Source organism: Brevibacterium sp. LAARM2_SD2 (assembly GCF_057364785.1).
Genome location: NZ_JBNFOM010000010.1, coordinates 62,817 through 85,842 on the forward strand (window position 1 = coordinate 62,817; position 23,026 = coordinate 85,842).

General features: G+C 68.3%; 22 protein-coding genes and 1 pseudogene. 13 read left to right on the forward strand and 10 right to left on the reverse strand.

From position 1 onward, the window contains the following. The first annotated feature begins 176 nt into the window (after nucleotides 1-176). On the forward strand, nucleotides 177-1,478 hold the full coding sequence (gene xseA, locus AC2W7K_RS08360) for an exodeoxyribonuclease VII large subunit (RefSeq protein WP_486005999.1): 1,302 nt from the start codon (nucleotides 177-179) through the stop codon (nucleotides 1,476-1,478). A gap of 2 nt (nucleotides 1,479-1,480) precedes the next feature. Next, nucleotides 1,481-1,717, forward strand: a complete 237-nt coding sequence (locus tag AC2W7K_RS08365) for an exodeoxyribonuclease VII small subunit (RefSeq protein ID WP_198498426.1) — start codon at nucleotides 1,481-1,483, stop codon at nucleotides 1,715-1,717. A gap of 28 nt (nucleotides 1,718-1,745) precedes the next feature. Here the strand turns inward: AC2W7K_RS08365 and AC2W7K_RS08370 are convergent, their stop codons facing one another. After that, nucleotides 1,746-2,315 (reverse strand): DUF4245 family protein, encoded by a 570-nt coding sequence (locus AC2W7K_RS08370; RefSeq protein WP_198498425.1) that lies wholly within the window; start codon nucleotides 2,313-2,315, stop codon nucleotides 1,746-1,748. A 267-nt stretch (nucleotides 2,316-2,582) separates the two neighbouring features. On the opposite strand from AC2W7K_RS08370, the gene glpX reads away from it, so the two are divergent. The 3 genes from glpX to AC2W7K_RS08385 all read left to right on the forward strand — a co-directional run bounded on the left by glpX (nucleotide 2,583) and on the right by AC2W7K_RS08385 (nucleotide 5,926). After that, nucleotides 2,583-3,707 carry a class II fructose-bisphosphatase gene (gene glpX / locus AC2W7K_RS08375; RefSeq protein WP_137824713.1) on the forward strand — a complete coding sequence of 375 codons (1,125 nt, stop codon included), beginning with the start codon at nucleotides 2,583-2,585 and terminating at the stop codon, nucleotides 3,705-3,707. 108 nt (nucleotides 3,708-3,815) lie between these two features. Next, complete coding sequence (locus AC2W7K_RS08380; RefSeq protein WP_344251251.1) at nucleotides 3,816-4,442, forward strand: carbonic anhydrase; 627 nt, start codon at nucleotides 3,816-3,818, stop codon at nucleotides 4,440-4,442. An 80-nt stretch (nucleotides 4,443-4,522) separates the two neighbouring features. Beyond that, entirely contained in the window at nucleotides 4,523-5,926 is a 1,404-nt protein-coding gene (locus AC2W7K_RS08385) for a class II fumarate hydratase (protein WP_344257812.1), read from the forward strand. Nucleotides 5,927-6,003: 77 nt separating this feature from the next. Here the strand turns inward: AC2W7K_RS08385 and phoH2 are convergent, their stop codons facing one another. Next, nucleotides 6,004-7,311 (reverse strand): RNA 5'-3' helicase PhoH2, encoded by a 1,308-nt coding sequence (gene phoH2, locus AC2W7K_RS08390; protein WP_344251252.1) that lies wholly within the window; start codon nucleotides 7,309-7,311, stop codon nucleotides 6,004-6,006. A gap of 175 nt (nucleotides 7,312-7,486) precedes the next feature. Between phoH2 and AC2W7K_RS08395 the strand changes: the two genes are divergently transcribed. After that, on the forward strand, nucleotides 7,487-8,215 hold the full coding sequence (locus AC2W7K_RS08395; protein WP_344257814.1) for a class I SAM-dependent methyltransferase: 729 nt from the start codon (nucleotides 7,487-7,489) through the stop codon (nucleotides 8,213-8,215). Nucleotides 8,216-8,247: 32 nt separating this feature from the next. Here the strand turns inward: AC2W7K_RS08395 and AC2W7K_RS08400 are convergent, their stop codons facing one another. After that, the gene (locus AC2W7K_RS08400; RefSeq protein WP_269780020.1) at nucleotides 8,248-9,009 is read right to left on the reverse strand and encodes an isoprenyl transferase; all 762 of its coding nucleotides are present in this window, start codon (nucleotides 9,007-9,009) and stop codon (nucleotides 8,248-8,250) included. Between the two features lie 176 nt (nucleotides 9,010-9,185). Between AC2W7K_RS08400 and trhA the strand changes: the two genes are divergently transcribed. After that, nucleotides 9,186-9,959, forward strand: a complete 774-nt coding sequence (gene trhA / locus AC2W7K_RS08405; RefSeq protein WP_198498422.1) for a PAQR family membrane homeostasis protein TrhA — start codon at nucleotides 9,186-9,188, stop codon at nucleotides 9,957-9,959. 150 nt (nucleotides 9,960-10,109) lie between these two features. Here trhA and AC2W7K_RS08410 read toward each other — a convergent pair whose 3' ends face one another. After that, complete coding sequence (locus AC2W7K_RS08410; RefSeq protein ID WP_232623553.1) at nucleotides 10,110-10,475, reverse strand: hypothetical protein; 366 nt, start codon at nucleotides 10,473-10,475, stop codon at nucleotides 10,110-10,112. Further along, complete coding sequence (gene mca, locus AC2W7K_RS08415; protein ID WP_198498421.1) at nucleotides 10,472-11,455, reverse strand: mycothiol conjugate amidase Mca; 984 nt, start codon at nucleotides 11,453-11,455, stop codon at nucleotides 10,472-10,474. The genes AC2W7K_RS08410 and mca overlap by 4 nt, the downstream gene beginning before the upstream one ends. A gap of 124 nt (nucleotides 11,456-11,579) precedes the next feature. Here mca and AC2W7K_RS08420 point away from each other — a divergent pair, with 124 nt between their 5' ends. Together AC2W7K_RS08420 and greA are read left to right on the forward strand one after the other, a co-directional pair. Next, nucleotides 11,580-12,002, forward strand: coding sequence for a DUF4307 domain-containing protein (locus tag AC2W7K_RS08420; RefSeq protein WP_198498420.1), 423 nt, complete (start codon nucleotides 11,580-11,582; stop codon nucleotides 12,000-12,002). 242 nt (nucleotides 12,003-12,244) lie between these two features. Continuing rightward, on the forward strand, nucleotides 12,245-12,739 hold the full coding sequence (gene greA, locus AC2W7K_RS08425; protein ID WP_137824722.1) for a transcription elongation factor GreA: 495 nt from the start codon (nucleotides 12,245-12,247) through the stop codon (nucleotides 12,737-12,739). 134 nt (nucleotides 12,740-12,873) lie between these two features. Here greA and AC2W7K_RS08430 read toward each other — a convergent pair whose 3' ends face one another. Next, nucleotides 12,874-14,289, reverse strand: coding sequence for an AI-2E family transporter (locus tag AC2W7K_RS08430; protein WP_198498419.1), 1,416 nt, complete (start codon nucleotides 14,287-14,289; stop codon nucleotides 12,874-12,876). Nucleotides 14,290-14,355: 66 nt separating this feature from the next. Between AC2W7K_RS08430 and AC2W7K_RS08435 the strand changes: the two genes are divergently transcribed. From AC2W7K_RS08435 to AC2W7K_RS08445, 3 genes and pseudogenes are all read left to right on the forward strand, one after another. After that, the gene (locus AC2W7K_RS08435) at nucleotides 14,356-15,324 is read left to right on the forward strand and encodes an SGNH/GDSL hydrolase family protein (RefSeq protein ID WP_232623552.1); all 969 of its coding nucleotides are present in this window, start codon (nucleotides 14,356-14,358) and stop codon (nucleotides 15,322-15,324) included. Next, nucleotides 15,321-15,998: a Maf family protein gene (locus AC2W7K_RS08440; protein WP_198498418.1), complete on the forward strand. Its 678-nt coding sequence runs from the start codon at nucleotides 15,321-15,323 to the stop codon at nucleotides 15,996-15,998. The genes AC2W7K_RS08435 and AC2W7K_RS08440 overlap by 4 nt, the downstream gene beginning before the upstream one ends. 124 nt (nucleotides 15,999-16,122) lie before the next feature. Next, a pseudogene (locus tag AC2W7K_RS08445) lies at nucleotides 16,123-17,931 on the forward strand (acetyl/propionyl/methylcrotonyl-CoA carboxylase subunit alpha). Between the two features lie 27 nt (nucleotides 17,932-17,958). Here AC2W7K_RS08445 and AC2W7K_RS08450 read toward each other — a convergent pair. From AC2W7K_RS08450 to AC2W7K_RS08465, 4 genes are all read right to left on the reverse strand, one after another. Beyond that, nucleotides 17,959-19,233: an RNA polymerase sigma factor gene (locus AC2W7K_RS08450; RefSeq protein ID WP_198498416.1), complete on the reverse strand. Its 1,275-nt coding sequence runs from the start codon at nucleotides 19,231-19,233 to the stop codon at nucleotides 17,959-17,961. 8 nt (nucleotides 19,234-19,241) lie between these two features. Continuing rightward, nucleotides 19,242-19,583 carry a YciI family protein gene (locus AC2W7K_RS08455; RefSeq protein WP_198498415.1) on the reverse strand — a complete coding sequence of 114 codons (342 nt, stop codon included), beginning with the start codon at nucleotides 19,581-19,583 and terminating at the stop codon, nucleotides 19,242-19,244. A 120-nt stretch (nucleotides 19,584-19,703) separates the two neighbouring features. Beyond that, nucleotides 19,704-21,137 (reverse strand): NAD(P)H-quinone dehydrogenase, encoded by a 1,434-nt coding sequence (locus AC2W7K_RS08460; RefSeq protein WP_198498414.1) that lies wholly within the window; start codon nucleotides 21,135-21,137, stop codon nucleotides 19,704-19,706. Between the two features lie 81 nt (nucleotides 21,138-21,218). Further along, entirely contained in the window at nucleotides 21,219-21,770 is a 552-nt protein-coding gene (locus AC2W7K_RS08465; protein ID WP_198498413.1) for a gamma carbonic anhydrase family protein, read from the reverse strand. Nucleotides 21,771-22,185: 415 nt separating this feature from the next. On the opposite strand from AC2W7K_RS08465, the gene AC2W7K_RS08470 reads away from it, so the two are divergent. Then, nucleotides 22,186-22,434, forward strand: coding sequence for a WhiB family transcriptional regulator (locus AC2W7K_RS08470; protein ID WP_009374875.1), 249 nt, complete (start codon nucleotides 22,186-22,188; stop codon nucleotides 22,432-22,434). Nucleotides 22,435-23,026 lie beyond the last annotated feature (592 nt).

Here is a 23,026-nt window from a genome sequence, read left to right on the forward strand (position 1 = left end):
CACAAGGACAGTCTAAGTGTCGCGGCTGTGCATGAGCCACAAAGGTGAACCATTCCACAGGCAGTCACCTTGCCCGACCGCGGCCAGGGACCCGCCTGGCAGCGCTGACCGTCCATGTCCGCGGCGTTCGCTATGTCCGAGGCGTTCGTTAGGCTGGGTCGGGACAAGGAGATGACATGGCGCAACGAATATCCGGCACCCCGGGGACGCTCGGCGAGAACGTCGACCCGCAGGAGCTGCCGGCGACGGCGGCGGAGACCACTGCGGAGAACCCGTGGCCGCTCAGTGTGCTGTCGAACAAGATGAAGTCCTACATCGACCGCATGTCGAGCGTGTGGATCGAAGGCCAGGTCGTCGAACTCAACCATCGCGGCAAGGCCAGTTACCTCACGCTGCGTGACACCGACGTCGAGATGTCCCTGCCCGTCCAGATCTGGAAGAACGTCCTCGACCGCACGGGAGCGCAGCTGTCCGAGGGCAGCCATGTCGTCGCGAACCTCAAGGCCGACTTCTGGACGAAGACCGGCCGCCTGACGATGCGCGCCAACGACATCCGCGCCGTCGGACTCGGCGAGCTCCTCGCCCGTCTCGAACGGCTGAAGAAGCAGCTCGCCGCCGAAGGCCTGTTCGATCCCGCCCGCAAGAAGCGCCTGCCGTTCCTCCCGAACCGCATCGGGCTCATCACCGGACGCGATTCCGATGCCCAGAAGGACGTCGTGCGCAATGTGCACCTGCGCTGGCCCGCCGCCGAATTCGAGATCCGCAACACCGCAGTGCAGGGGCCCGACGCCGTGCCCGGAGTGATGAAGAACCTCGCCGAGCTCGACGCGGATCCGACGATCGACGTCATCGTCATCGCCCGCGGCGGCGGCAGCATGGAGGACCTCCTCCCGTTCTCCAACGAAGCGCTGGTGCGCGCCGTGTCCAATGCTCAGACACCGGTCGTCTCGGCGATCGGCCACGAAGCAGACCGCCCCATCCTCGACGAGGTCGCCGATCTCCGCGCGTCGACACCGACCGATGCCGCCAAGCGCATCGTCCCCGACGTCGCCGAGGAGGCCATGGGCATCCTCAATGCCCGGGCCATGCTCGATGCCGCAGTCAATCGCATCATCGACCGCGAGCAGGAGATGCTCACCGCCGTGCGCTCGCGACCTGTCCTCGCCGAACCCCAGACGATGGTCGATGCCCGGGAGGACGAACTCCTCATGCTCCGGCGCCGCAGCCTGCAGGCGATGTTCGGTCAGCTCAACCAGGGACAGAACGAGATCAACCATCTGCGGTCGCAGGCCCGGTCGCTCTCGCCGCTGCGCACCCTCGAACGCGGCTACGCGGTCGTGCAGACGGACAGCGGTCAGGCCGTGCGCGATGCCGACGAAGTCCACACTGGATCGACCGTCCACATCAGAGTCGCCCGCGGACGCTTCGACGCCGAGGTGACGACCATCGACGATGCCACAGAAGAGACAAGGAGCTGACCATGACCGAACCCGCAACCCAGCAGAGCGAACCCGACATCAGCACGCTGAGCTACGAACAGGCACGTGAGGAGCTCGTCACCACGGTCAAGCGCCTCGAGGCCGGCAACCTGCCCCTCGAGGAGTCGCTGCGCCTCTGGGAAAGCGGAGAGGCCCTGGCCGATCGGTGCCAGGCGTGGCTCGACGGTGCGCGCGAACGCCTCGACAAGGCCCGCGAGGACAGCACCGACGACGAATGACGGTGCCCGCCTCAGCTGCAGTCACGGCTCAGGCGAGGTCGGCTGACACCTGATCGGCGAAGTAGTTGACCGTGTCCGGAGTGGCGATCGCCGTGATGACGACGAAGACGTCGCCCTTCGACGTCACCCACTGCACCTTCGCATCATCGGTCCGGTACACCTGGTAGGTGTAGCCGCTGACATCGACGGTCTCGGCGGCGGTCGCATCCTGGACCCTACCGTCGGCCCAGGCCTGCGACGCCTGCGCCTGCTCGATGCTCACCCACTGATCGTCGGGCCCGAGGAACGACACGTACCACGAGGTGACGCCGGTGTCGCCGATGCGGTCGAGGTTCGCTTCATTCGACGTCCACCCCGAGGGCACGTCGGGAACGACGAGTGGATAGTCCGTGTTGGCCTGGGACGCCTCGGCGATCGCGCGGTAGTCGACGACCCGTTCGGAGTTGACCTCCGGCTGCGGGGCGAGGAGGAGAACACCGCCGACGAGAGCCAGGCAGGCCATGATCGCCACGGTCATGTTCACCCAGTTCGAGTTCTTCCGCAGCAGACGCATCTCTTCCCGCGACCCGGGAAGGACGACTCCGGACTGGTCGGACATGGAAACTCCTTCGCGGCCGGTCCCCTGCTGCTGCCGGGAACCCGTTTCGTCGGTGGTGGAACGGACATTCACCCCTCCATTGTCCCCGTGCGGCCCACCAGGGGCCAATCGGCGGTGCCCCTGACCCCGCCGGCGCACGGGTGCACCGTTGGGCAACCGACACTCAGCCGCTCGACGTGGTCGGCTGTCGCTCCGCATCCGAAGAGGTGTCAGCACTCACCGAGGAGGTGTCGGAGACCACCTGAGGAGGGTGGCACAATTGGAGGCATGAGTGACCCACAGGATTCAGTTGACGTGAAATCGCATCATGATCGGGGCCGAGTGGACGCGGAAGCGCCACCCGTCGCAGTCACCGACGCATGGTCCCAGCAGGCCCAGGTCGGAGCCGATGCTCCCGACCGCAACCTCGCCCTCGAACTCGTGCGCGTCACCGAAGCCGCCGCCATCGCCGCCGCCCCCTGGGTGGGCCGCGGGGACAAGAACGCCGCCGACGGCGCCGCCGTGGCCGCGATGCGCAATGTCATCTCCAGCGTCCGCATGGCCGGAACCGTCGTCATCGGCGAAGGCGAGAAGGACGAAGCGCCGATGCTCTTCAACGGCGAGCAGGTCGGCGATGGCGGCGGAGCCCGCTGCGATGTCGCCGTCGACCCGATCGACGGCACCCGCCTGACCGCGCTCGGCATGCCCAACGCGATCTCCGTCATGGCCGTGACCGAAGACGGCGCGATGTACGACCCGTCGGCCGTGTTCTACATGGAGAAGCTCGTCACCGGCCCTGCCGCCGCCGACGCCGTCGACCTGCGCCTGCCGATCGCGGAGAACATCCGCCGCGTCGCCAAGGCGAAGGGAACGAAGGATCCCGCCTCGGTGACGGTGATGATCCTCGACCGCCCCCGCCACGAGAAGACGATCGCGGAGATCCGCGCCGCCGGCGCCCGCATCCGTCTCATCACCGACGGCGACGTCGCCGGCGCCATCGCCGCCTGCCGACCCGACACGGGCGTCGACATGCTCATGGGCATCGGCGGCACCCCCGAGGGCATCATCACCGCGTGTGCGATCAAGGCCCTCGGCGGAGTCATCCAGGGCCGCCTGTGGCCGCAGGACGACAGCGAGCGCGAAGCCGCGGCGAAGGCCGGCCTCGACATCGACCAGGTGCTCGGCACCGATGACCTCGTGACCGGGGACAACTGCTACTTCGTCGCCACCGGCATCACCCAGGGCGACCTGCTCGACGGCGTGAAGTTCCACGGCAGCCACGTCTCGACGCACTCGCTCGTCATGCGGTCGAAGTCCGGCACCGTGCGCTCGGTCTTCGCCGAGCACCAGTCGGCGAAGACCCACTCCTACGTCGAGGCCGCCGAAGAGGCCGCCCGCCGCGGACTCGTCTGACCCGAACTCCATCACCGGTGCCGGTCGCCCCGGCGCCGGTCCCAGACACAGCGAGTGCGATTCCGCTCGCCCCACCATCACCGGCCCAGGGAAGCAGGTCAGGACGCAATGCCCAATCAGGCTTGGAAGCGCTTGCAGGAAGGCAACCGCCGGTTCGTCAACGACGAACCCGAACATCCCAACCAGGACACGGCCCGCCGCGAGGCGGTGACGGCGGACCAGAAGCCGTTCGTCACCCTCTTCGGCTGCGCCGACTCCCGGGTGGCCGCGGAGATGATCTTCGACGTCGGGATCGGTGACATGTTCGTCGTGCGCAACGCCGGGCAGGTCATCGACCCCGTCACCCTCGGTTCGCTCGAGTACGGGGTCGAGATGCTCGGCACTCCCCTGCTCGTCGTCCTCGGCCACGACAGCTGCGGGGCCGTGACGGCGGCCTACAACGCCTACGACACCGGGGAGACCCCGCCCGGGTTCATCTCCGATGTCGTCGCCCGGATCCTCCCGACCGTGGCCCGGGCGCGGAAGAACCGCCGCACCACCGTCAATGAGACGGTCGTGCAGAACACCATCGACACGGTCGAGAAGATCATGCAGCTCTCCACGCTGATCTCCCGCGCCGTCGAGGAGGGCCGACTCATCATCGTCGGCATGACCTACCAGCTCCACGACGGTCACACGACCGTCGTCGCCCAGTACGGAGGCGACGAGGCCGCAGTCTCGACCTACGCCTCCTGACCGGCGGCCGGAACGTGAGGGCGCCGCGGCGTCCGCACGTCGCGGCCGCACACACCATCACGAAAGGACAGTGCCCAAGCATGAGCGAAGAGTTTCGCATCGAACACGACACCATGGGTGAAGTGAAGGTTCCCAAGGACGCCCTCTACAGCGCGCAGACCCAGCGCGCCGTCGAGAACTTCCCGATCTCCGGCAAGACGCTCGAATCCGCGCACATCGCCGCCCTCGCGCAGGTGAAGAAGGCAGCGGCAAAGGCCAACCGCGAGCTCGGCGTCCTCGACGCCGACCGCGCCGAGGCGATCGAGAACGCCGCCGACGAGGTCATCGCCGGCAAGCACGATGCGCAGTTCCCCATCGACGTCTTCCAGACCGGATCCGGCACCTCGTCGAACATGAACACCAACGAGGTGCTCGCGACACTGGCGACGAAGGCACTGGCCGACAAGGGCATCGACGTCCACCCCAACGACCACGTCAACGCCTCGCAGTCGTCGAACGACGTCTTCCCCACCTCGGTGCACGTCGCCGTGACGAAGGCTCTGGTCAACACGCTCATCCCGGCCATGGACACGCTGGCGACGTCACTGGAGAAGAAGGCCGAGGAGTTCGCCTCGGTCGTCAAGTCCGGGCGCACCCACCTCATGGACGCCACCCCGGTCACCCTCGGCCAGGAGTTCGGCGGCTACGCCGCGCAGGTCCGCTACGGCATCGAGCGCATCGAATCGGCTCTCCCCCGCGTCGCCGAGGTGCCGCAGGGCGGCACCGCCGTGGGCACCGGCATCAACACCCCTGACGGGTTCTCCTCGCGCGTCGTCGAGATCCTCGCCGAGGAGACCGGCCTGCCGATCACCGAGGCCCGCAACCACTTCGAGGCCCAGGCCAACCGCGACGGCCTCATCGAGGCCTCGGGTCAGCTGCGCACGATCGCCTACGGCTACATGAAGATCTGCAACGACCTGCGGTGGATGGGCTCGGGACCGAACACCGGCCTCGGCGAGATCGCCATCCCCGACCTTCAGCCCGGCTCCTCGATCATGCCCGGCAAGGTCAACCCGGTCATCTGCGAGGCGACGATCCAGGTCGCAGCCCAGGTCATCGGCAACGACACGACCGTGGCCCTGTCGTCGACGAACGGCGCGTTCGAGCTCAACGTCGGCATCCCCGTCATGGCCTCGAACCTCCTCGAGTCGATCCGCCTCCTCGCCAACGCCTCGACGGTGATGGCGGAGAAGATGATCGACGGACTGACCGCGAACGTCGAGCGGGCGCGCTTCCTCGCCGAGGCGTCCCCGTCGATCGTCACCCCGCTCAACAAGGTCATCGGGTACGAGAACGCCGCGAAGATCGCCAAGCACGCGGTGGCGAACAAGATGACCGTCAAGGAGGCGACGATCGATCTCGGCTTCGTCGAGAACGGCTCGATCACCGAGGCCGACCTCGACAAGGCGCTCGACGTCATGACGATGATCGGCACCTACAAGTGAGCTGAGCCGCTCACCGCACAGCGCCCGCCGCCGGTCACCACCGACCGTCGGCGGGCGCTGTCGCGTCGGAGCACACCCTAGGACCGGAACGGGTCGAACTCCTCGAGGACGTCGGTGACGAGGGCGGCGATGTCCGAGCGCTCCGAACGGGTGAGCGTGACGTGCGAGAAGAGGTCGTGGCCCTTGAGCTTCTCGATGACCGCGGCGATCCCGTCGTGGCGTCCCACCCGCAGATTGTCCCGCTGCGCGACATCGTGGGTGAGCACGACCTTCGAGTTCATCCCGATGCGCGAGAGCACGGTGAGCAGCACATTGCGTTCGAGCGACTGCGCCTCATCGACGATGACGAACGCATCGTGGAGCGACCGGCCGCGGATGTGCGTGAGCGGCAGCACCTCGAGGATCCCCCGGTTGACGACCTCGTCGATGACGTTCTTGCTCACGAGTGCGCTGAGCGTGTCGAAGACCGCCTCGGCCCAGGGGTTCATCTTCTCCCCCTCGCTGCCGGGCAGGTAGCCGAGGTTCTGGCCGCCGACGGCGTAGAGCGGGCGGAAGACCATGATCTTCGAGTGCTTGTTCTCCTCGAGCACCTTCTGCAGCCCCGCCATGAGAGCGAGCGCGGACTTCCCCGTTCCGGCTCGCCCTCCCAGCGACACGATGCCCAGCTCGTCGTCGAGCAGCATGTCGATGGCCACCCGCTGCTCGGCCGACCGCCCGTGGACGCCGAAGATGTCCCGGTCCCCGCGCACGAGGCTGACTGTGTTGTTCGCCCGCACCCGGCCGAGAGCCGAACCCCGCGGTGAGGTGATGACGACCCCGGTATTGACGACCTCGTCGGCCACCGCATCGGTCTGGATCGACCCGGAGTCGTAGAACTCCGACATCTCCTCGTCGCCGAGCGCGAGTTCGCTCATCCCCGTGAATCCCGAATCCGTGGCGAGTTCGGCCAGGTACTCCTCGGCTTGGAGGCCGAGCGCTGAGGCCTTGACGCGCATCGGCACATCCTTCGTCACGACGACGACGTCGTGTCCCTCCGCGGCGAGGTTGCGGGCGACCGCGAGGATCCGCGTGTCGTTCTCCGACCGGTCGAATCCGACGGGCATCGTCGAGGCGTCGATGTGGTTGAGTTCGACGCGCACCGTGCCCCCGGCGTCGCCGACGGGGATCGGCTCGTCGAGACGGTCGTAGTCGGAGCGGAAGTCGTCGAGGATGTGGAGGGCCTTGCGGGCGGTGAACCCGAGTTCAGGATGGTGCCGTTTCGCCTCGAGCTCCGAGACCACGACGAGAGGGATGACGATGTGATGCTCTGCGAATCTCAGCAGTGCTCCCGGATCCGAGAGAAGCACCGAGGTGTCGAGAACGTATGTGTGGACCTTTTCGGCCATGAGGACCCCTGTTGCGTGCGTAGCGCCGAGGTCCAAGTCCTGACATCCCCCGAACCCCGGGTTGGTGTCGACCAACTACAGCCAACCTAACCCCGGTCTCGGGCGTGTCCCGGTACCGGCACGCGCATCCGCGTCATGAACTTCGCATGAATGGGATAGGTGATAGTTTCGGCCCATGGCCGATGCGATCTTCGAGAACCCGCAGCTCGTCGCCGTCTACGATGCCTTCGACGCTCCCCGCGACGATCTCGACCTCTACACCTCACTCGCCGAGGAGGTCGCGGCATCGGCGGTCATCGACCTCGGGTGCGGCACCGGTGTGCTCGCCCGCAGGCTCGCCCGCGCCGGCCGTCACGTCCTCGGCATCGATCCGGCCCGGGCGTCGATCGATCTCGCGAAGGCGCACGCCGCCGAGGAGGGGCTCAGCATCGATCACCGCGTCGGCACCGCAGCGGACATCCCCACCGCTGTCGCCGATCTCGTGACGATGACCGGCAACGTCGCCCAGGTCTTCCTCAGCCTCGACGACCTGCGCGCCGTGTTCGCCGACTGCGCCCGCGGCCTGCGCTCCGGTGGTCACCTCGTCGTCGAGACCCGCGACCCCGCCGTCCGAGCCTGGGAGTCGTGGGGACGGCGCCAGCCGCGCACCCTCGACGTCGACGGCATCGGCGAGGTCACGGAGACCCTGGCACTGGGTCAGGTCGACCTGCCGTTCGTCTCCTTCTCCCACCTCTACCGCTTCGCGGCCACGGGCGATGTCATCGGCTCGCGCTCCCGGCTGCGGTTCCATGAGCAGGGAGAGGTCGCCTCGGCGCTCGAGGCCGCCGGCTTCGCCGTCCGCGACATCCGGGACGCACCGGACCGCCCGGGAGCCGAATGGGTGTTTCTCGCGCAGAAGCGCTGAGCCAGGCGAAGCGCTGAGCCGGGACTCGGCGTCTACCGCCCGAAGCGGCGCTGGCGCAGCCCGTAGTCGCGGACCGCGCGGAGGAAGTCGGTGCGCCGGAAGTCGGGCCAATAGGTTTCGCAGAAGTAGAACTCCGAGTACGCGCTCTGCCACATGAGGAATCCGGAGAGCCGCTGTTCGCCCGAGGAGCGGATGATGAGGTCCGGATCGGGCTGACCCTTCGTGTAGAGGTGCGCCCCGATCTGCTCGGGTGAGAGTTCGGCGATGATCGTCTCGAGGTCGACGCCGTCGTCGGTCCGGGTCCGCAGCAGGGACTTCACGGCGTTGACGATCTCCTGCCGCCCCCCGTAGCCGACGGCGACGTTGACGCGCATCCCGCGTCCGTCCGAGGAGGCCGCGGCTTCGAGGCGGGCGCGCAGGTCAGGCGGCAGGATGTCGAGGTCGCCGACGAGCTGGACCCACACCCCGTCGAGCTTCGCGATCCGCTCGACCATGTCGGAGATGATCTCGATGAGCACGGCCACCTCGTCGGCCGAGCGGGCGAGGTTCTCCTTCGAGAGCACGTAGAGGGTGACGATCTCGACGTCGACCTCCGTGCACCAGCCGAGGAACTCGACGATCTTGTCGGCTCCGGCGCGGTGGCCGTCGGCGGTCGTCGCCCCGAACTCCTTCGCCCAGCGGCGGTTGCCGTCGGTGATGACCCCGACGTGCCGGGGCACGGGCACCGAGGTGTCGAGCTCGCGCAGGAGTCTCCGCTCGTAGAGGCGGTAGAGCAAGCTCAGCGGTCGTGCCACGTCGCCTTCTTTCTCCTGCGGTCCCGGTCGGTCGAACATCATCCAGAGTACTATCCTCCGACCGCCTCACCTGCGGTCGGTCTCAGCCGGTGACTCTCCGAGGTCAGCGCAGAACTGCCACGACCGGCACATGGGCCGCTGGGGATCCTGCCAGGAGAAGCCAGTAGATTGAAGCCATGAACGCTCCCGTCACGGACCCGCCAGCGCTCGACCGTCCCGATTCGCCGGACCGCCAGCCCCGCTCCGGCGGCGCGTATCCCGTGCGCATCGCCCGGCGCCGCACCGCGCTGCGCTCGGAGCTCGGCAAACTCGCCGGACAGGTCAAGCCGAAGCTGCGCGGCTGGTTCCATGCCGGAGCGTTCCCGCTGGCGATGATCGGCGGGTTCGCCCTCGTCATCATCTCCCCGACGATCGAATCGCGGCTGGCGGCCTCGGTCTTCGCCGTCACCGGGATGCTCCTCTTCGGCACCTCCGCGGTCTATCACCGCGGACGCTGGCGGACCCGCGCCCGCCTCATCCTCCGCCGCCTCGACCACGCGAACATCTTCCTCATCACCGCCGGCACCTACACCCCGCTCGCTGTCCTCATGCTCCGCCCGGACCAGGCGATCCTCCTGCTCTCGGTGCTCTGGGGTGCGGCGGCCCTCGGGGTGGCGTTCCGGACGATCTTCACGACCGCGCCGAGGTGGCTCTTCGTCCCCGTCTACGTCTTCTTCGGCGTCGCCGGGGTCGGCTACATCCCGCAGATCTGGACGACGATCCCGGCCGTCGGCATCCTCATCGTCGTCGGCGGCGTCTGCTACATCGCCGGTGCCGTCATCTACGGCATCAAACGGCCCAACCCGGCACCGAGGTGGCTCGGGTTCCATGAGATCTTCCACATCCTCACGATCGCCGGCTACGGCTGCCACCTCGCCGCGCTCCTCGTCGCGGCCGTCGCGGCGTACTGAGCGCCGGCGGCCGCGCAGGCGTCGCACCGGCCGAGCACACAGCGCACACAACAGCGCCGGACCCGGCGACCGCCTCGGCGATCATCGGATCCGGCGCTGTGGACTGCCGGTGAGGTCGGGATGGGCACTCACCCCGGGCCTCTCAGCGGTTCAGCCGTCCTGCTTCCGGGTCTTCTCGGTTCCACCATCGGCATCGGCCTGGTCGGATTCGGAAGAATCGCCGGTGGCCTCGGGGGCGTTGGCCCCGGAGAGCTTCGACTGGTTGGGCACCGCGTACTTGCGCAGCGGGATCGGGTAGGCGTCGCTGGCCCGGGACCGCGCCCGCACCCGGCGCACGCGCTTGAGGGCGTCGCGGATGAGGAAGATCGCGACGACGACGATCGCGAACGTCGTGAGGAAGCCGATCGTGCCCGGAGTGACGAGGTCCGGATCGGGCCCACCCGACGGGGTCGCCGTCCCCGTCGCCGCGAGCACCGCGACCGCTGACAGGCTCGACTCGGTTGCCATGACGCTCATGCGCTCTCTCCCTGGTATTCGTCGACGGAGGGTGAGGCCGGGAGCATGCCCTCGGCCGGGACCGTGCTGCCGTCGTCGCGTCGGACTCCGGCGAAGAGATCGGACTCCTGGAAGTCGACGCCCGGAGTCAGCGGCGGCCGGTCGGTGCGGTCGACGGCGAGTTCGAACTCCTCGGTCGGCCAGTACTTCCGGGCCGCGACCCGCGAGGCGGAGAAGAACCCGCCTTCGGGATCGATCTGGGTGGCGTGGGAGAGCAGGGCGCGATCACGGGCGTCGAAGTACTCAACGCAGTCGATGCGCGTCGACAGCCAGTTGACGCGTTCGGCATCGCGCTTCCTGAAGTCCTCGATATGGTCGGCGAACGGCGACTCGAGACCGGCCTCGGTCATCTTCTCGTGGATCGTGATCCACTTCTTCGCCGAGAGGTCCTGGTTGTAGTAGACCTTCTGCACCTGCCACGGCTCGCCGAGCTCGGGATAGGCCTGCGGATCTGCGGCGGCGTCGACGGCGGCCATCGTCACCGCGTGGTTCTTGATGTGGTCGGGGTGCGGGTAGCCGCCGAGCTCGTCGTACGTCGTCACCACCTGGGGCCGGAACTGCCGGATGATGTGGACGAGAGGCAGCATCGCGATCTCGTCGGGCACCCGGTAGAAGCAGCCGGGCGGCGTCTGGTTCTCGAAGTCGCCGTCGGGCAGACCCGAATCGACGTGGCCGACCCACACGTGCTCAGCGCCGAGCGCGGCAGCGGCGGCCGCCATCTCCTCACGGCGCAGTCCCGCGATGTCGCGGGTGGCCTTGGGCGATTGGAGGAGCGCCGGATTGAGGATGTCGCCGGCCTCTCCCCCGGTCATCGAGGCGATGAGGACGCGCGCGCCGAGATCCGCGTACTTCGCGCTCGTCGCGGCCCCCTTCGACGACTCGTCGTCGGGGTGGGCGTGAACTGCCAGCAGACGCAGACCCTCATATGGAAGCGCAGTCATTTCTCGGAAGATCCCTTTCGATTCGCCGTGAGCCGTTCCTCACTCCGCGTGCCCGTGGACATGATCGCAGAACTCGGATCGACTACTCTAGGTTAGTGCGCGAGACTGACAGATGAGGAATTCAATGACTGAGGTTACAGCCGCAGACCCCCAGAGCGACCGGTACGGCCGCAGCCGCACTCCGCAGCGCCGCCTCAGCCGCCGGGCCACGATCATCGGCGCAGCGGTCATCGCCGTGGCCGTCGTCGTCATCGGCGTCATCAACTTCCAGCCGTCGCAGGAGCCCACGGATCCCCGGACGCTCAACTATGCCATCGTCGATTCCGCGAAGACTCAGGTCAGCGTCGCCATCTACCCTGATCAGACCCGCAGCGTGCACTGCATCGTGCAGGCGACGAACGATCGCGAGGCGATCGTCGGCTTCACCGAGGTCAGCCTCGAGGCCGACCCGCAGGCCGACCCCACCTCGCCCAAGCAGATCGACGTCACCCTCGCGACGACGCAGCTCGCGGCCTCGGGACACGCCGACGCCTGCTGGTTCGAGTGAGCCGGCCGGCACTGAGCGCGAACTCTGCCCCGCCCTTGAGCCGCAAGGTCACCTGTTCCCACTGATTCCTCGCCGAGGCGGTCTGACGTGGACGATCTCAGTGTCCGGATGGTGATCCAGATCATCGTATTTCGCCGCAGATGCGTTAGACTGTAGTTTCATTCACCACCCGGGCGTACCCCACGCCCGGTTTTTCGTTGCCTGACGTGCCGTCAGTGCACCGAACCGAAGAAGGAGAAGTCATGACCGAGGATGTCACCCAGGAAGAGACATGGTTGACACAGGAAGCCTTCGACCGTCTGTCGAAGGAACTGGAACACCTCTCCGGACCGGGACGTGCAGAGATTGCTGAGAAAATCGAAGCCGCCCGCGACGAGGGTGACTTGAAGGAGAACGGCGGCTATCACGCGGCGCGCGAAGAGCAGGGCAAGCAGGAGGCCCGCATTCGCCAGCTCGAACAGCTGCTCCGGTCCGCGAAGGTCGGAGAGAGCGAGAGCGACGGCAAGACGGTGTCCCCCGGGTCCGTCGTGACCGCGAAGGTCGCCGGCAACGAGATGCGCTTCCTGCTCGGCAGCCGCGAGATCGCCGGCGATTCCGACATCGACGTGTTCTCGGAGAAGTCGCCGCTCGGTGCGGCCGTGCTCGGTGTCGCCGTCGGCGACAAGACGAGCTACGAGGCCCCCAACGGCAAGGAGATCTCCGTCGAGGTCGTCGACATCGAGGCCTTCTCCGGCTGAGACCGGCTGCGATGCAGCGAAGACCGGTGGGCGGGTGCATCATGCACCCGCCCACCGGTCTTCTCTTCTCCGCGTGCGGACGACGCCCCACGACACGGTGCTGAGCGGTCGAGGCCGCTCAGCACCGGGCGGACTCAGCGCTGCGGATCGTCGCGGCCGGCGCCGCTGCGACCGCTCGGGGTCTCCGATCCGGGGAGGTCCTCGGGTTCGGCCGAATCGCGGCCCTCTGCGGCGCTCCTGGCCTCCGCCGCGTCGACCTTGGCCTGCGCGGAGTCGAGCACGGCATCCGCCTCGGCGGTGTCCGGTCTCTCCTCCGGGGGTGCCGCACCTCCCCGTGGACCGTTGGCGTGGACGATGTAGCTGACGACGGTGTTGAGCACGGCGACGAGCGGCACCGCGAAGAGGGCGCCGACGATGCCGAAGAGGAAGCCTCCGGCGGCCACGGCGAGGACGACGGCGAGCGGGTGGACGGACACGGCCTTGCCCATGAGGAACGGCTGGAGGACATGGCCTTCGAGCTGCTGGACGCCGATGACGACGGCGAGCATGATGATCGCCGAGACGAGGCCGTTCGACACGAGCGCGACGACGACGGCGACGATGCCCGAGGCGACGGCACCGACGATCGGCACGAACGAGGAGAGGAAGACGAGCAGGGTCATCGGGATGACGAGCGGCACGCCGAGGATCGCGGCACCGATGCCGATGCCGATCGCATCGACGGCGGCGACGAGGATCTGCACCCGCACGTACTGGGTCAGTGTGGTCCACCCGCGACGGGCGGCGCCGATCGCGACCGGCTGGGCGGGGATCGGGAGGAGGTTCGCGACCCACCCGAAGATGCGCTTGCCGTCGTAGAGGAAGAAGAACGTCGCGAAGAGGGTCATGAGGAGACCGGCGAGGAACGAACCCACCGAGGTGGTCGCCTGGAGCGCTCCGCCGAGCAGCTGCGAGCCGTTGTTCTGGAGGAACTGGGTCGCCGACTGGATCGCGTCGTCGATGTAGGTCGAGATCGTTCCCGAATCGATGCCGAACGGGTTGTGCGCGAGCCAGTCGCTGATGCTCGAGAACCCGGTGATGACCTGATCGATGAGATCGGGCATGCCGGAGTAGATCTGCTGTCCGACGAGGGTGAAGAGCCCGACGACGACGACGATGAAGCCGACGAAGGAGATGGCGGCGGCGAGACCGCGCGGCATCCGCTTCGCGAGCCAATCGGTGAGCGGACCGAGCAGTGCCGCCAGCAGCAGCGCGATGAGCACCGGCAGGAGGACGTCCCAGACCTTCGACAGCAGCCAGAAGGCCACGCCGATGCCGACGAGGACGACGATCGAGCGCCATGACCACGCGGCGGCGACTCGCAGGCCCGGGGAGACGTACGGTTCGGAATTGGCGTCGAGGCGAGCGTGCGCGACGTCGGTGGCGCTGACGTCCCCGGCGCGCACCGCTTCGTCGTCATTGCTCCGGCGAGAGCGGCTGCGATCTCCGCGGGCGGAGTTCCATGCCCCCTTCAACCGGAATCGGGATTCGGTGTTCTCGTTGTCTGACATGCTCCAACAATAGTTGTTGAGCATGGCTGTGAGGTGGAATGATGACAGCACAGGAAGGGATTCTTTGTGAGAAAGCGCATCTTCTACGCCGCCGCCACCATGACAGGGGCGGCTGTCGGCATCGGCGCATCGGCCGCCGGGCTGCTCCGCCGCCAGGCCTCGTCCCTGCGTCGGGGGTTCGACGCCGACGCCGACCGTCGCCACATCACCGTCGCCGAGGATGTTCCTCCACCGGGCACCGATGACGGGGATGTGGCCTCCCTCGCCGTCATCGGCGATTCGTGGCTGTGCGGCGTCGACATCGACGATCCCGCCCAGACCCCTGCCATGCTCATCGCCCGCGGCCTCGGCAGGCTGCTCGGGACCACGGTCCGGGTGGAGTCGACCGCCCGTCCCTCGGCGCTGTCGGATCAGCTCTCGGCACAGGTCGATGAGATCCTCCGCTCGTCCCGACTCGCCCGGCAGGGCGCGGAGTCGTGGACCCAGGACCGTCGCTTCGCGATCATCTCGATCGGCACCGGGGACGTCATCCATCCCATCCACGGCCCGATCGGCGTGCCGGCGCTCACCCAGGCGATCAACCGGCTCCAACGCGAGGGCCGGTACACGGTGTTCGTCCTCGTCTGCCCCAACCTCGGCGGTCTTCCGGGGCTGCGCGACCCGCTGAAGACGACGCTGCGGCGCTCGTCCCGCGTGCTCGCCGGCTCGCAGTGGCTGGCGGCCCTGTCGGCCCGCGCTGTGCCGCTGCTCGCCACCGGATCGCTGACGGGCACGACCCGGAAGTCGCTGCTCAACGAGTCCGGCCGGTTCCCCAGCGCCCTCGGCTACGCCCAGCTCGCGTCGACGGTGCTCGCCGCGATCGCCGAGCGCATCGCCGCCCCTATCGCCGTCGACCGCTCGCAGGACATCCCCGACGACACGCGCGAAGAGCCTGCCGACCTTATCCCAGGACAGGGCCGCGCCGCCGATGAGGACGCGTCTGCGACCGCACCCGCCGACCCCACGCCGCCGGCCTCCGAGGGCACGGCCCCGTGATCCCGGTCGTCCTCGCTTCCCAGTCCCCCTCCCGCCGGCAGATCCTCGCTGCCTCGGGCATCGACCCCACCGTCATCGTCTCCGAGGTCGACGAGCGCGCGATCGAGGAGTCCTTCACCGGGTCCGTCGGGGACCTGACGACGGAGCTCTCAGCGGCGAAGGCCCGGGCGGTCGTCGCCCGACTCGAGACGATGCCTGCCGCCGACCTGCCCGAATCGCTGCGCGGGGCCCTGACCTGCGTCGTCATCGCCGGCGATTCCCTGCTCGAACACGACGGCGCGGCGATCGGGAAACCGGGCACACCGGAGCGCACACGCGAGATCTGGGCGTCGATGGCCGGCGCCTGGACGACGCTGCACAGCGGTCACTCGCTTGCGCTGCTCGACCGCACCGACCTCGCTGCGCCCTTCCGGCTCCGCGACCTCCGCTCGCAGCGGTCGGCCACCTCGGTGCTCATCGGCACCCCCAGCCCGGAGGAGCTCGAGGCCTACATCGCCACGGAGGAGCCCTTCCACGTCGCCGGTGCCCTGACGATCGACGGCTTCGGCGGTGCCTTCGTCGACCGGCTCGACGGGGACCATCTCACGGTGCTCGGGCTCAGCCTGCCGGTTGTGAGGGATCTCGCGCGTGACATGGGCCTGTTCTGGCCCGATTTCTGGTCCGTCCGGGACTAGACTCGAAGCGGTCGAGCGGACACGCCCGGCGCCTTTGAAGTTTTCTCATGAGGTTTTTATCGCTGGCCTACAAACGGTTTGCGGCGATCCCTAAATTGATCTGAGATCATACAAAAGGAGCGCCATGACCACAGTTCTCCCCGACGAGACGACCGATTCGCTGTCCACCCACGTCCCCACGGCCCCCGTGCGCCGCGTCCTCATCGCCAACCGCGGTGAGATCGCCCTGCGCATTATCCGGGCGGCTCACGACCTGGGCATCAAAGCGGTCGCCGTCTACACCCGAGCCGACGCGGACGCCGAGTTCGTGTCGCTCGCCGACGACGCCTGGCTGCTCGAGGGCACCGGCGCCGGGGAGACCTACCTCGACATCGACAAGATCCTCGCCCTCGCCACGCGCTCCGGGGCCGATGCCATCCACCCCGGCTACGGCTACCTCGCCGAGAACGCGCTGTTCGCGCAGGCTGTCATCGATGCCGGGCTGACGTGGGTCGGCCCTCCCCCGGCCGCCATCGAGCTCCTCGGCGACAAGTCCGGTGCCCGTGAGGTCGCCGAGGCGGTCTCCGCTCCCGTCGCACCGGGCTCCGACGGCGCCGTCGCCGATCTCGCCGAGGCCGCCGCGGTCGCCGAGCGCACTCGGCTATCCCGTCGTCATCAAGGCCGTCCACGGCGGCGGCGGCCGCGGCTTCCGCGCCTGCCCGACCGCCGACGACCTCGAAGCGGCGTACACCGCGGCCACCCGCGAGGCCCTGGCCGCGTTCGGGCGCGGCGAATGCCTCATCGAGAAGCAGATCGTCCACCCCCGGCACATCGAGACGCAGTGCCTCGCCGACTCCTTGGCAACGTCCGCGTCCTCTCGACCCGCGACTGCACGCTGCAGCGCCGGAACCAGAAGATCGTCGAAGAGGCTCCCGCCCCGTTCCTCACCGCGGAGCAGGAGCGCATCGTCACCGAGGCCTCGATCCGCGTGCTCGCCCACGTCGGCTACGTCGGCGCCGCCACGTGCGAGTTCCTCCTCGGCACCGACGGGACGATCATCTTCATGGAGGCCAACGCGCGCATCCAGGTCGAGCACACCGTCACCGAGGAGGTCACCGGCGTCGATCTCGTCGGCTGGCAGCTGCGCATCGCCTCCGGTGAGCGCCTCCCCGAGACGTTCCCCGCTGTGCGCGGACACGCGATCCAGTTCCGCATCAACGCCGAGGATCCCACGACGTTCTTCCCCGCCACCGGCACCGTGAAGAACTACCGGGCGCCGGCCGGGCCAGGGGTGCGCCTCGACTCCGGCATCGGCGAGGGCAGCGTCGTCGGCACCGACTTCGACCCGATGCTCGCCAAGCTCATCATCACCGGCGCCGACCGCGACCAGGCGCTGGCGCGCTCGCGTCGCGCCCTGAGCGAGTACCGCATCGACGGGGTCTCCACCCTGCTGCCCCTCCACCGCATCCTCGCCTCGGAACCGGCATTCGCCGGAGACTTCGCGGTGTGGACCAACTGGCTCGAAACCGCGTTCGTCAATCCGCTCGCCGCACCGACCACAGGAGATCACATGAGCACCACCGCTGACAGCTTCAGTGTCGTCGTCGAGGTCGACGGCCGCCGGATGACCGTGTCGGTTCCCAAGGACGTCATCTCCGACCTCGGTCACGTCCCGAGCCCGAGCGTGCCCCGCCGCAAGCGCAACCTGCGCCGCAAGGGCGCGCAGCTGACCGACGAGTCGAACGCGCTCAACGCCCCGATGCAGGGCACGATCGTCTCCGTCGCCGTGGCCGCCGGCGACACCGTCGAGGCCGGGGACACGCTGGCCGTCATCGAGGCGATGAAGATGGAGCAGCCGCTCAAGGCGGGCCACTCGGGCACGGTCTCCGAGGTCCTCGTCGACGCCGGCACCGCCGTGAAGTCGGGAGAGCCGATCATCCGGTTCGCCGCCTGAGTCCGCTGCGCTCACTCACTGCCCGGATCACCCGTCGTCGGTGATCCGGGCAGTGAGGTAGTCGGACTCGGCATCATTGCCCGGACACGCCAGTGCGCTGCGCAGCGCCGCCTCGGCGTCGTCCTCACGTCCCAGCTCACGCAGCGTGATCGCCCGGGCGATGTGATAGGGACGATGACGCTGCAGCTGCGCCTGCCCGCCGAGCGCATCGAGGGCGGAAAGCCCCGTCGCCGGACCGCTGACCTTCCCCCGCACCACCGCGATGTTGAGGGCGACGACCGGGGTCGGCTCGAACCGCTCGAGCAGCCGGTAGAGGACGAGGATCTGCGGCCAGTCGGTCTCGGCGAACGTCGGTGCTTCGGCATGGACGGCCGCGATCGCCGCCTGCACCGTGTACGCCCCCGCGCCCTGTTCACCGGCCGCTGCCTGCGCCAACCCGAGGCCTTCGGCGATGAGCCGCGAATCCCAGCGCCGCCGGTCCTGGTGCGCGAGCGGGATCGGGCGCCCGTGCTCATCGACCCGCGCCTCCGCCCGAGCCCGGGTGAGCAGGAGCAGGGCGAGCAGACCGCGGGCCTCCGTCCGGTCCGGCAGCAGCCGCACGAGCAGGCGCGCCAACCGGATCGCCTCCTCCTGCAGGTCGGTGCGCGCATGCACCGGTCCGGCTGTCGCGGCGAACCCCTGCGTGAAGATGAGGTAGACGACGCGCAGCACCCCGGGCAGTCGGTCACCGAGGACCTCCTCGGTGGGGGTGCCGAACGGAATCCCCGTCACCGTGATCCGCTTCTTCGCCCGCACGATCCGCTGCTGCATCGTCGTCGTGTCGACGAGGAAGGCGGCAGCCACCTCGGCGGTGCTCAGTCCGGCGAGGAAGCGGAGGATGAGGGCGATCCGCTCGGGCTCTTTCAGGGTCGGATGCGCGCAGGTGAAGAAGAGACCGAGCCGATCATCGGGGATGCGGGCGGAATCGAGGTCTGCGCCGAGGCGGTCGGCGTGGTCCTCGTGATCGCCGGGACGCCGCTCATCCTCGATCCGCAGCCGTGCGAGGTGCCGTGCTCTGCGGGCATCGGCGCGGATGAGGTCGATCGCGCGGTTCTTCGCCGTCGTCATCAGCCACGCCTGGGGGCTGGCGGGGACTCCCCTGTCCGGCCAGGTCTCGACAGCGCGGACGATCGCGTCGGCGAGGGCCTCCTCGGCGAGATCGAGGTCGTGGAAGGTCCGGGCCAGAGCCGCGAGCAGGCGCCCGTGGTCCTCCTCGCCGATCGCGGTGAGGGCTCGGGCGGCTGCCGCGGACTCGGTGGCCATTGCCGGACTCAGTAGTCGGCGAGCGGCCGGATCTCGATGTGCCCGAACTTCGCGCCGGGGCTGCGCTTCGCCCAGCCGATCGCATCGTCGATCGTCGGCACCTCGATGACGTAGCTGCCGCCGACGAACTCGCTCGATTCGGCGAACGGCCCCGAGGTGACCAGCGCCTGCCCCTCCGCTTCGCTCACTCTCACCCCGTGCTCGGGGCCTTCGAGGGCGAAGCCGCCGACGACGATGCCGGCGGCGCTGATCTCCTCGTCGAAGCGCATGAACTCGCTCGGGTCGGGTCCGCCGTCCTCACCGCAGTCGGCGTCGGCGGTCCTGCCCATGAGCAGCAGTGCGTATTTCATCTCTGACTCCCCTTCGCTTGCGGATGCGCCTCGCGCACCCGGTGGCGCCGGACGGGATCGTCCGACACCACTGTGACGTCCCTGAGGTCAGGATATCGACACCGGGAGGCGAAAAGATCTCTAGAGGTGCCGGTGGAGGCGCCGCGACGCCTCGGTGAGCGATCCGCTGAGCGAGGGGTAGACGACGAATGATGCCGAGAGCTGATCGACGGTCAGGCGGTTCTCCACGGCCATCGTGATGGGGAGGATGAGCTCGCTGGCGCGGGGTCCGACGACGACTCCGCCGAGGATGGAGCCCGAACCGCGACGCGCGAAGATCTTGACGAAGCCGTCCTCGATGCCGAGCATCTTCGCCCGCGGGTTGGTGTCGAGCGGCAGCATGACGGTGTCGATGTCGGTGGGGTTCTCGCGGTAGTTCTGCTGGGTGAAGCCGACGGTCGCGATCTCCGGGGCGGTGAAGACGTTCGAGGCGACGTTGCGCAGCTTGAGCGGCTGGACGGCATCGCCGAGGGCGTGGGACATCGCGATGCGCCCCTGCATCGCCGCCACCGAGGCGAGGGGCAGGACGCCGGTGCAGTCACCGGCGGCGTAGATGCCGGGGCGGTTGGTCCGGGAGACGCCGTCGACGACGATGTGCCCGGAGTCGTTGACCTTGACGCCGGCGGCGTCGAGGCCGAGGTCGGCGGTGTTGGGGATCGACCCGACGGCCATGAGGCAGTGCGAGCCCTGGACCCGGCGGCCGTCGGCGAGGGTGACCTCGACGCCGTCGTCGGTCCGCTCGACCGATTGGGCGCGGGAGCGGGAGAGCACGTTCATGCCCTTGTTGCGGAAGACGAACTCGAGGACGTCGGCGGCGTCCTCGTCCTGCCCGGGCAGGACCTTCTCGCGGGAGGACACGAGGGTGACGTTGGCCCCGAGGGCGCGGTACGCCGAGGCGAACTCGGCACCGGTGACACCCGACCCGACGACGATGAGGTGCTCGGGCAGCTCCTCGAGTTCGTAGAGCTGGGTCCATGACAGGATCCGCTCGCCGTCGGGCTTGGCGGTGTCGAGTTCGCGCGGGTGGGCGCCGACGGCGAGCAGGATCGTCGAGGCCCGCAGGGTGTATTCGGTGCCGCTCTCCTCGACGACCTCGACCCGATCGCGGTCGACGAGCTTCGCGCTGCCCTTGATGATCTTCACCCCGGCGCGGATGAGACCGTCGTAGATGTCGTCGGACTGGGCGGTGGCGAGCGAGAGGATGCGGTCGTTGACCGCTTTGAGGTCCGCAGTCACCCGGTCGTGGTCCGGGTGCTCCTCGGTCGTCTCGTCCTTGCCGGTGATCCTGATGCCGAGACTCGACGAGCGCGTGATCTCGTCCATCATCTCCGCCGTCGCGATGAGCGACTTCGAGGGCACGACGTCGGTGACGACGGCGGCGCCGCCGGTGCGGTGGCGCTCGATGAGCATGACGTCGGCGCCCAGCTGTGCGGCGGCGAGAGCGGCTTCGTAGCCTCCCGGTCCACCGCCGATGACGACGACACGATCTGCTGCGGATTCAAATTCTTCGTTCACGGCTCAATCCTCTCAAATCGCCACCCCGGGAGCGAATGAACTCTCGGGGCGGAAAGTGCGTCGTCAGGCGGGCGGCGCCGGTCAGGAACCGGCGGGGTCGACCGCCTCGGCGGTGTCTCGGTGGAGCGCGGAGAGGGAGACATAGGCCTGCGCATTGGCTCTGACCTTCTCGACGCCGTCGTCGGTCATCTCGCGTCGCACCTTGCCCGGCACGCCGGCGACGAGTGAGCGCGGCGGGATGTCGGTGCCTTCGAGGACGACCGTGCCGGCGGCGATGAGCGACTCGGAGCCGATGTGCGCGTCGTTGAGGACCGTCGCATGCATGCCGATGAGCACATCGTCGTCGACGGTGGCCCCGTGGACGAGGGCCTGGTGGCCGATCGAGACCCGGCGGCCGACGACGACCGGTTTGCCCTCGTCGGTGTGCATGACGGTGTTGTCCTGGACGTTCGAGTCCTCGCCGATGGTGATCGGGGCCTTCTCCGCCCGGAGCACACAGCCGTAGAAGATGCCGGCGCCGCGTTCGACGCGCACGTCCCCGACGAGGGTGGCACCGGCGGCAACGAAGGCCTCGGGATCGATCTGCGGGGTGTGCCCGCCGACAGAGATGATGCGTGCCTGCGATTCCGTCATGAGTCCTCCATCGGCTCTCGGTGCTGGTTCGGGTGCCTGCCAGTCTACCCACGGCGGTGGTTCCTGCGGCAGGCGTCTCACGTGCAGTTCTCCTCGCAGTGATAGTCTCCGCCCACCTCGTGGCGGTGCTCTCCGCCTGCCGCGGGATGTCCTCCTGCGGGGACGTGCGACTTCACGGTCCCTCCCCTCTCCGTTCATCCTGGCGACACCGTGCTTCTGCAGAGTGAGACGCGTTTTGGACGGATTTGCAACGAGCACGCCTTAGCAGGAAAATGGACAGAATATTTGTCAGAAACTTCACACTGCCAGACTCTTGTGTGCCTTTTGCGGTTATGTGAACCTTGACTGTGAGAGTTGCGCGCCGCTGCTGTCGTGCGCGCACACCGCTTTCACTTATCACCGTCGAAAGGCCACCATGGATTGGCGTCATCGCGCTGCATGCCTCAATGAGGACCCCGAACTGTTCTTCCCCATCGGAAACACGGGTCCGGCATTGCTTCAGATCGAAGAGGCCAAGACTGTGTGCCGTCGCTGCGAAGTGGCGGAGACCTGCCTCCAGTGGGCACTCGAATCCGGACAGGACGCCGGTGTCTGGGGCGGCCTCAGCGAAGACGAGCGCCGCGCCCTCAAGCGTCGCGCCGCCCGCGCCCGCCGCGCCGGCTGACCTCGGCTGCGTTCTGCACCACCGATACCGCAGTCCCGCCGGCGCTCTCGCTCCATCGCACTCGCAGCGCAGTTCCACAGTCCGAACCTCGCCAGAGTCCCCTGCTCGAACCACGATCTTCGCGATCCGAGCTGGGGACTTTGTCGTGCCCGCACCCGTCGCACCACCTCGGCGCGCATCTCACCCCCGCAGCCGCACGCACAACCCTGGGCCGCACGCACAACCGGCAGCCGCACGCACAACTCTGGTCCGCACGCGCAACCCTGGTCCGCACACACAACCCGCAGCTTCGCATCTCCTCCGCGCAGCGCGATAACCACCCCGTGCACGCGTAGGATATGGCGCTCCGCGTAGTGGTGCGCAATCCGTCGGGCGCAGACACTCAGTCGCACCACCTCGGCGCGCATCTCACCCCCGCAGCTGCACACACAACCGGCAGCCGCACGCACACCCTGGTCCGCACACACAACCCTGGTCCGCACACACAACCCTGGTCCGCACACACAACCCTGGTCCGCTTTCGCAACCCTGGGTCGCACGCACAACCCGCAGCTTCGCATCTCCTCCGCGGAGCCCGATAACCACCCCGTGC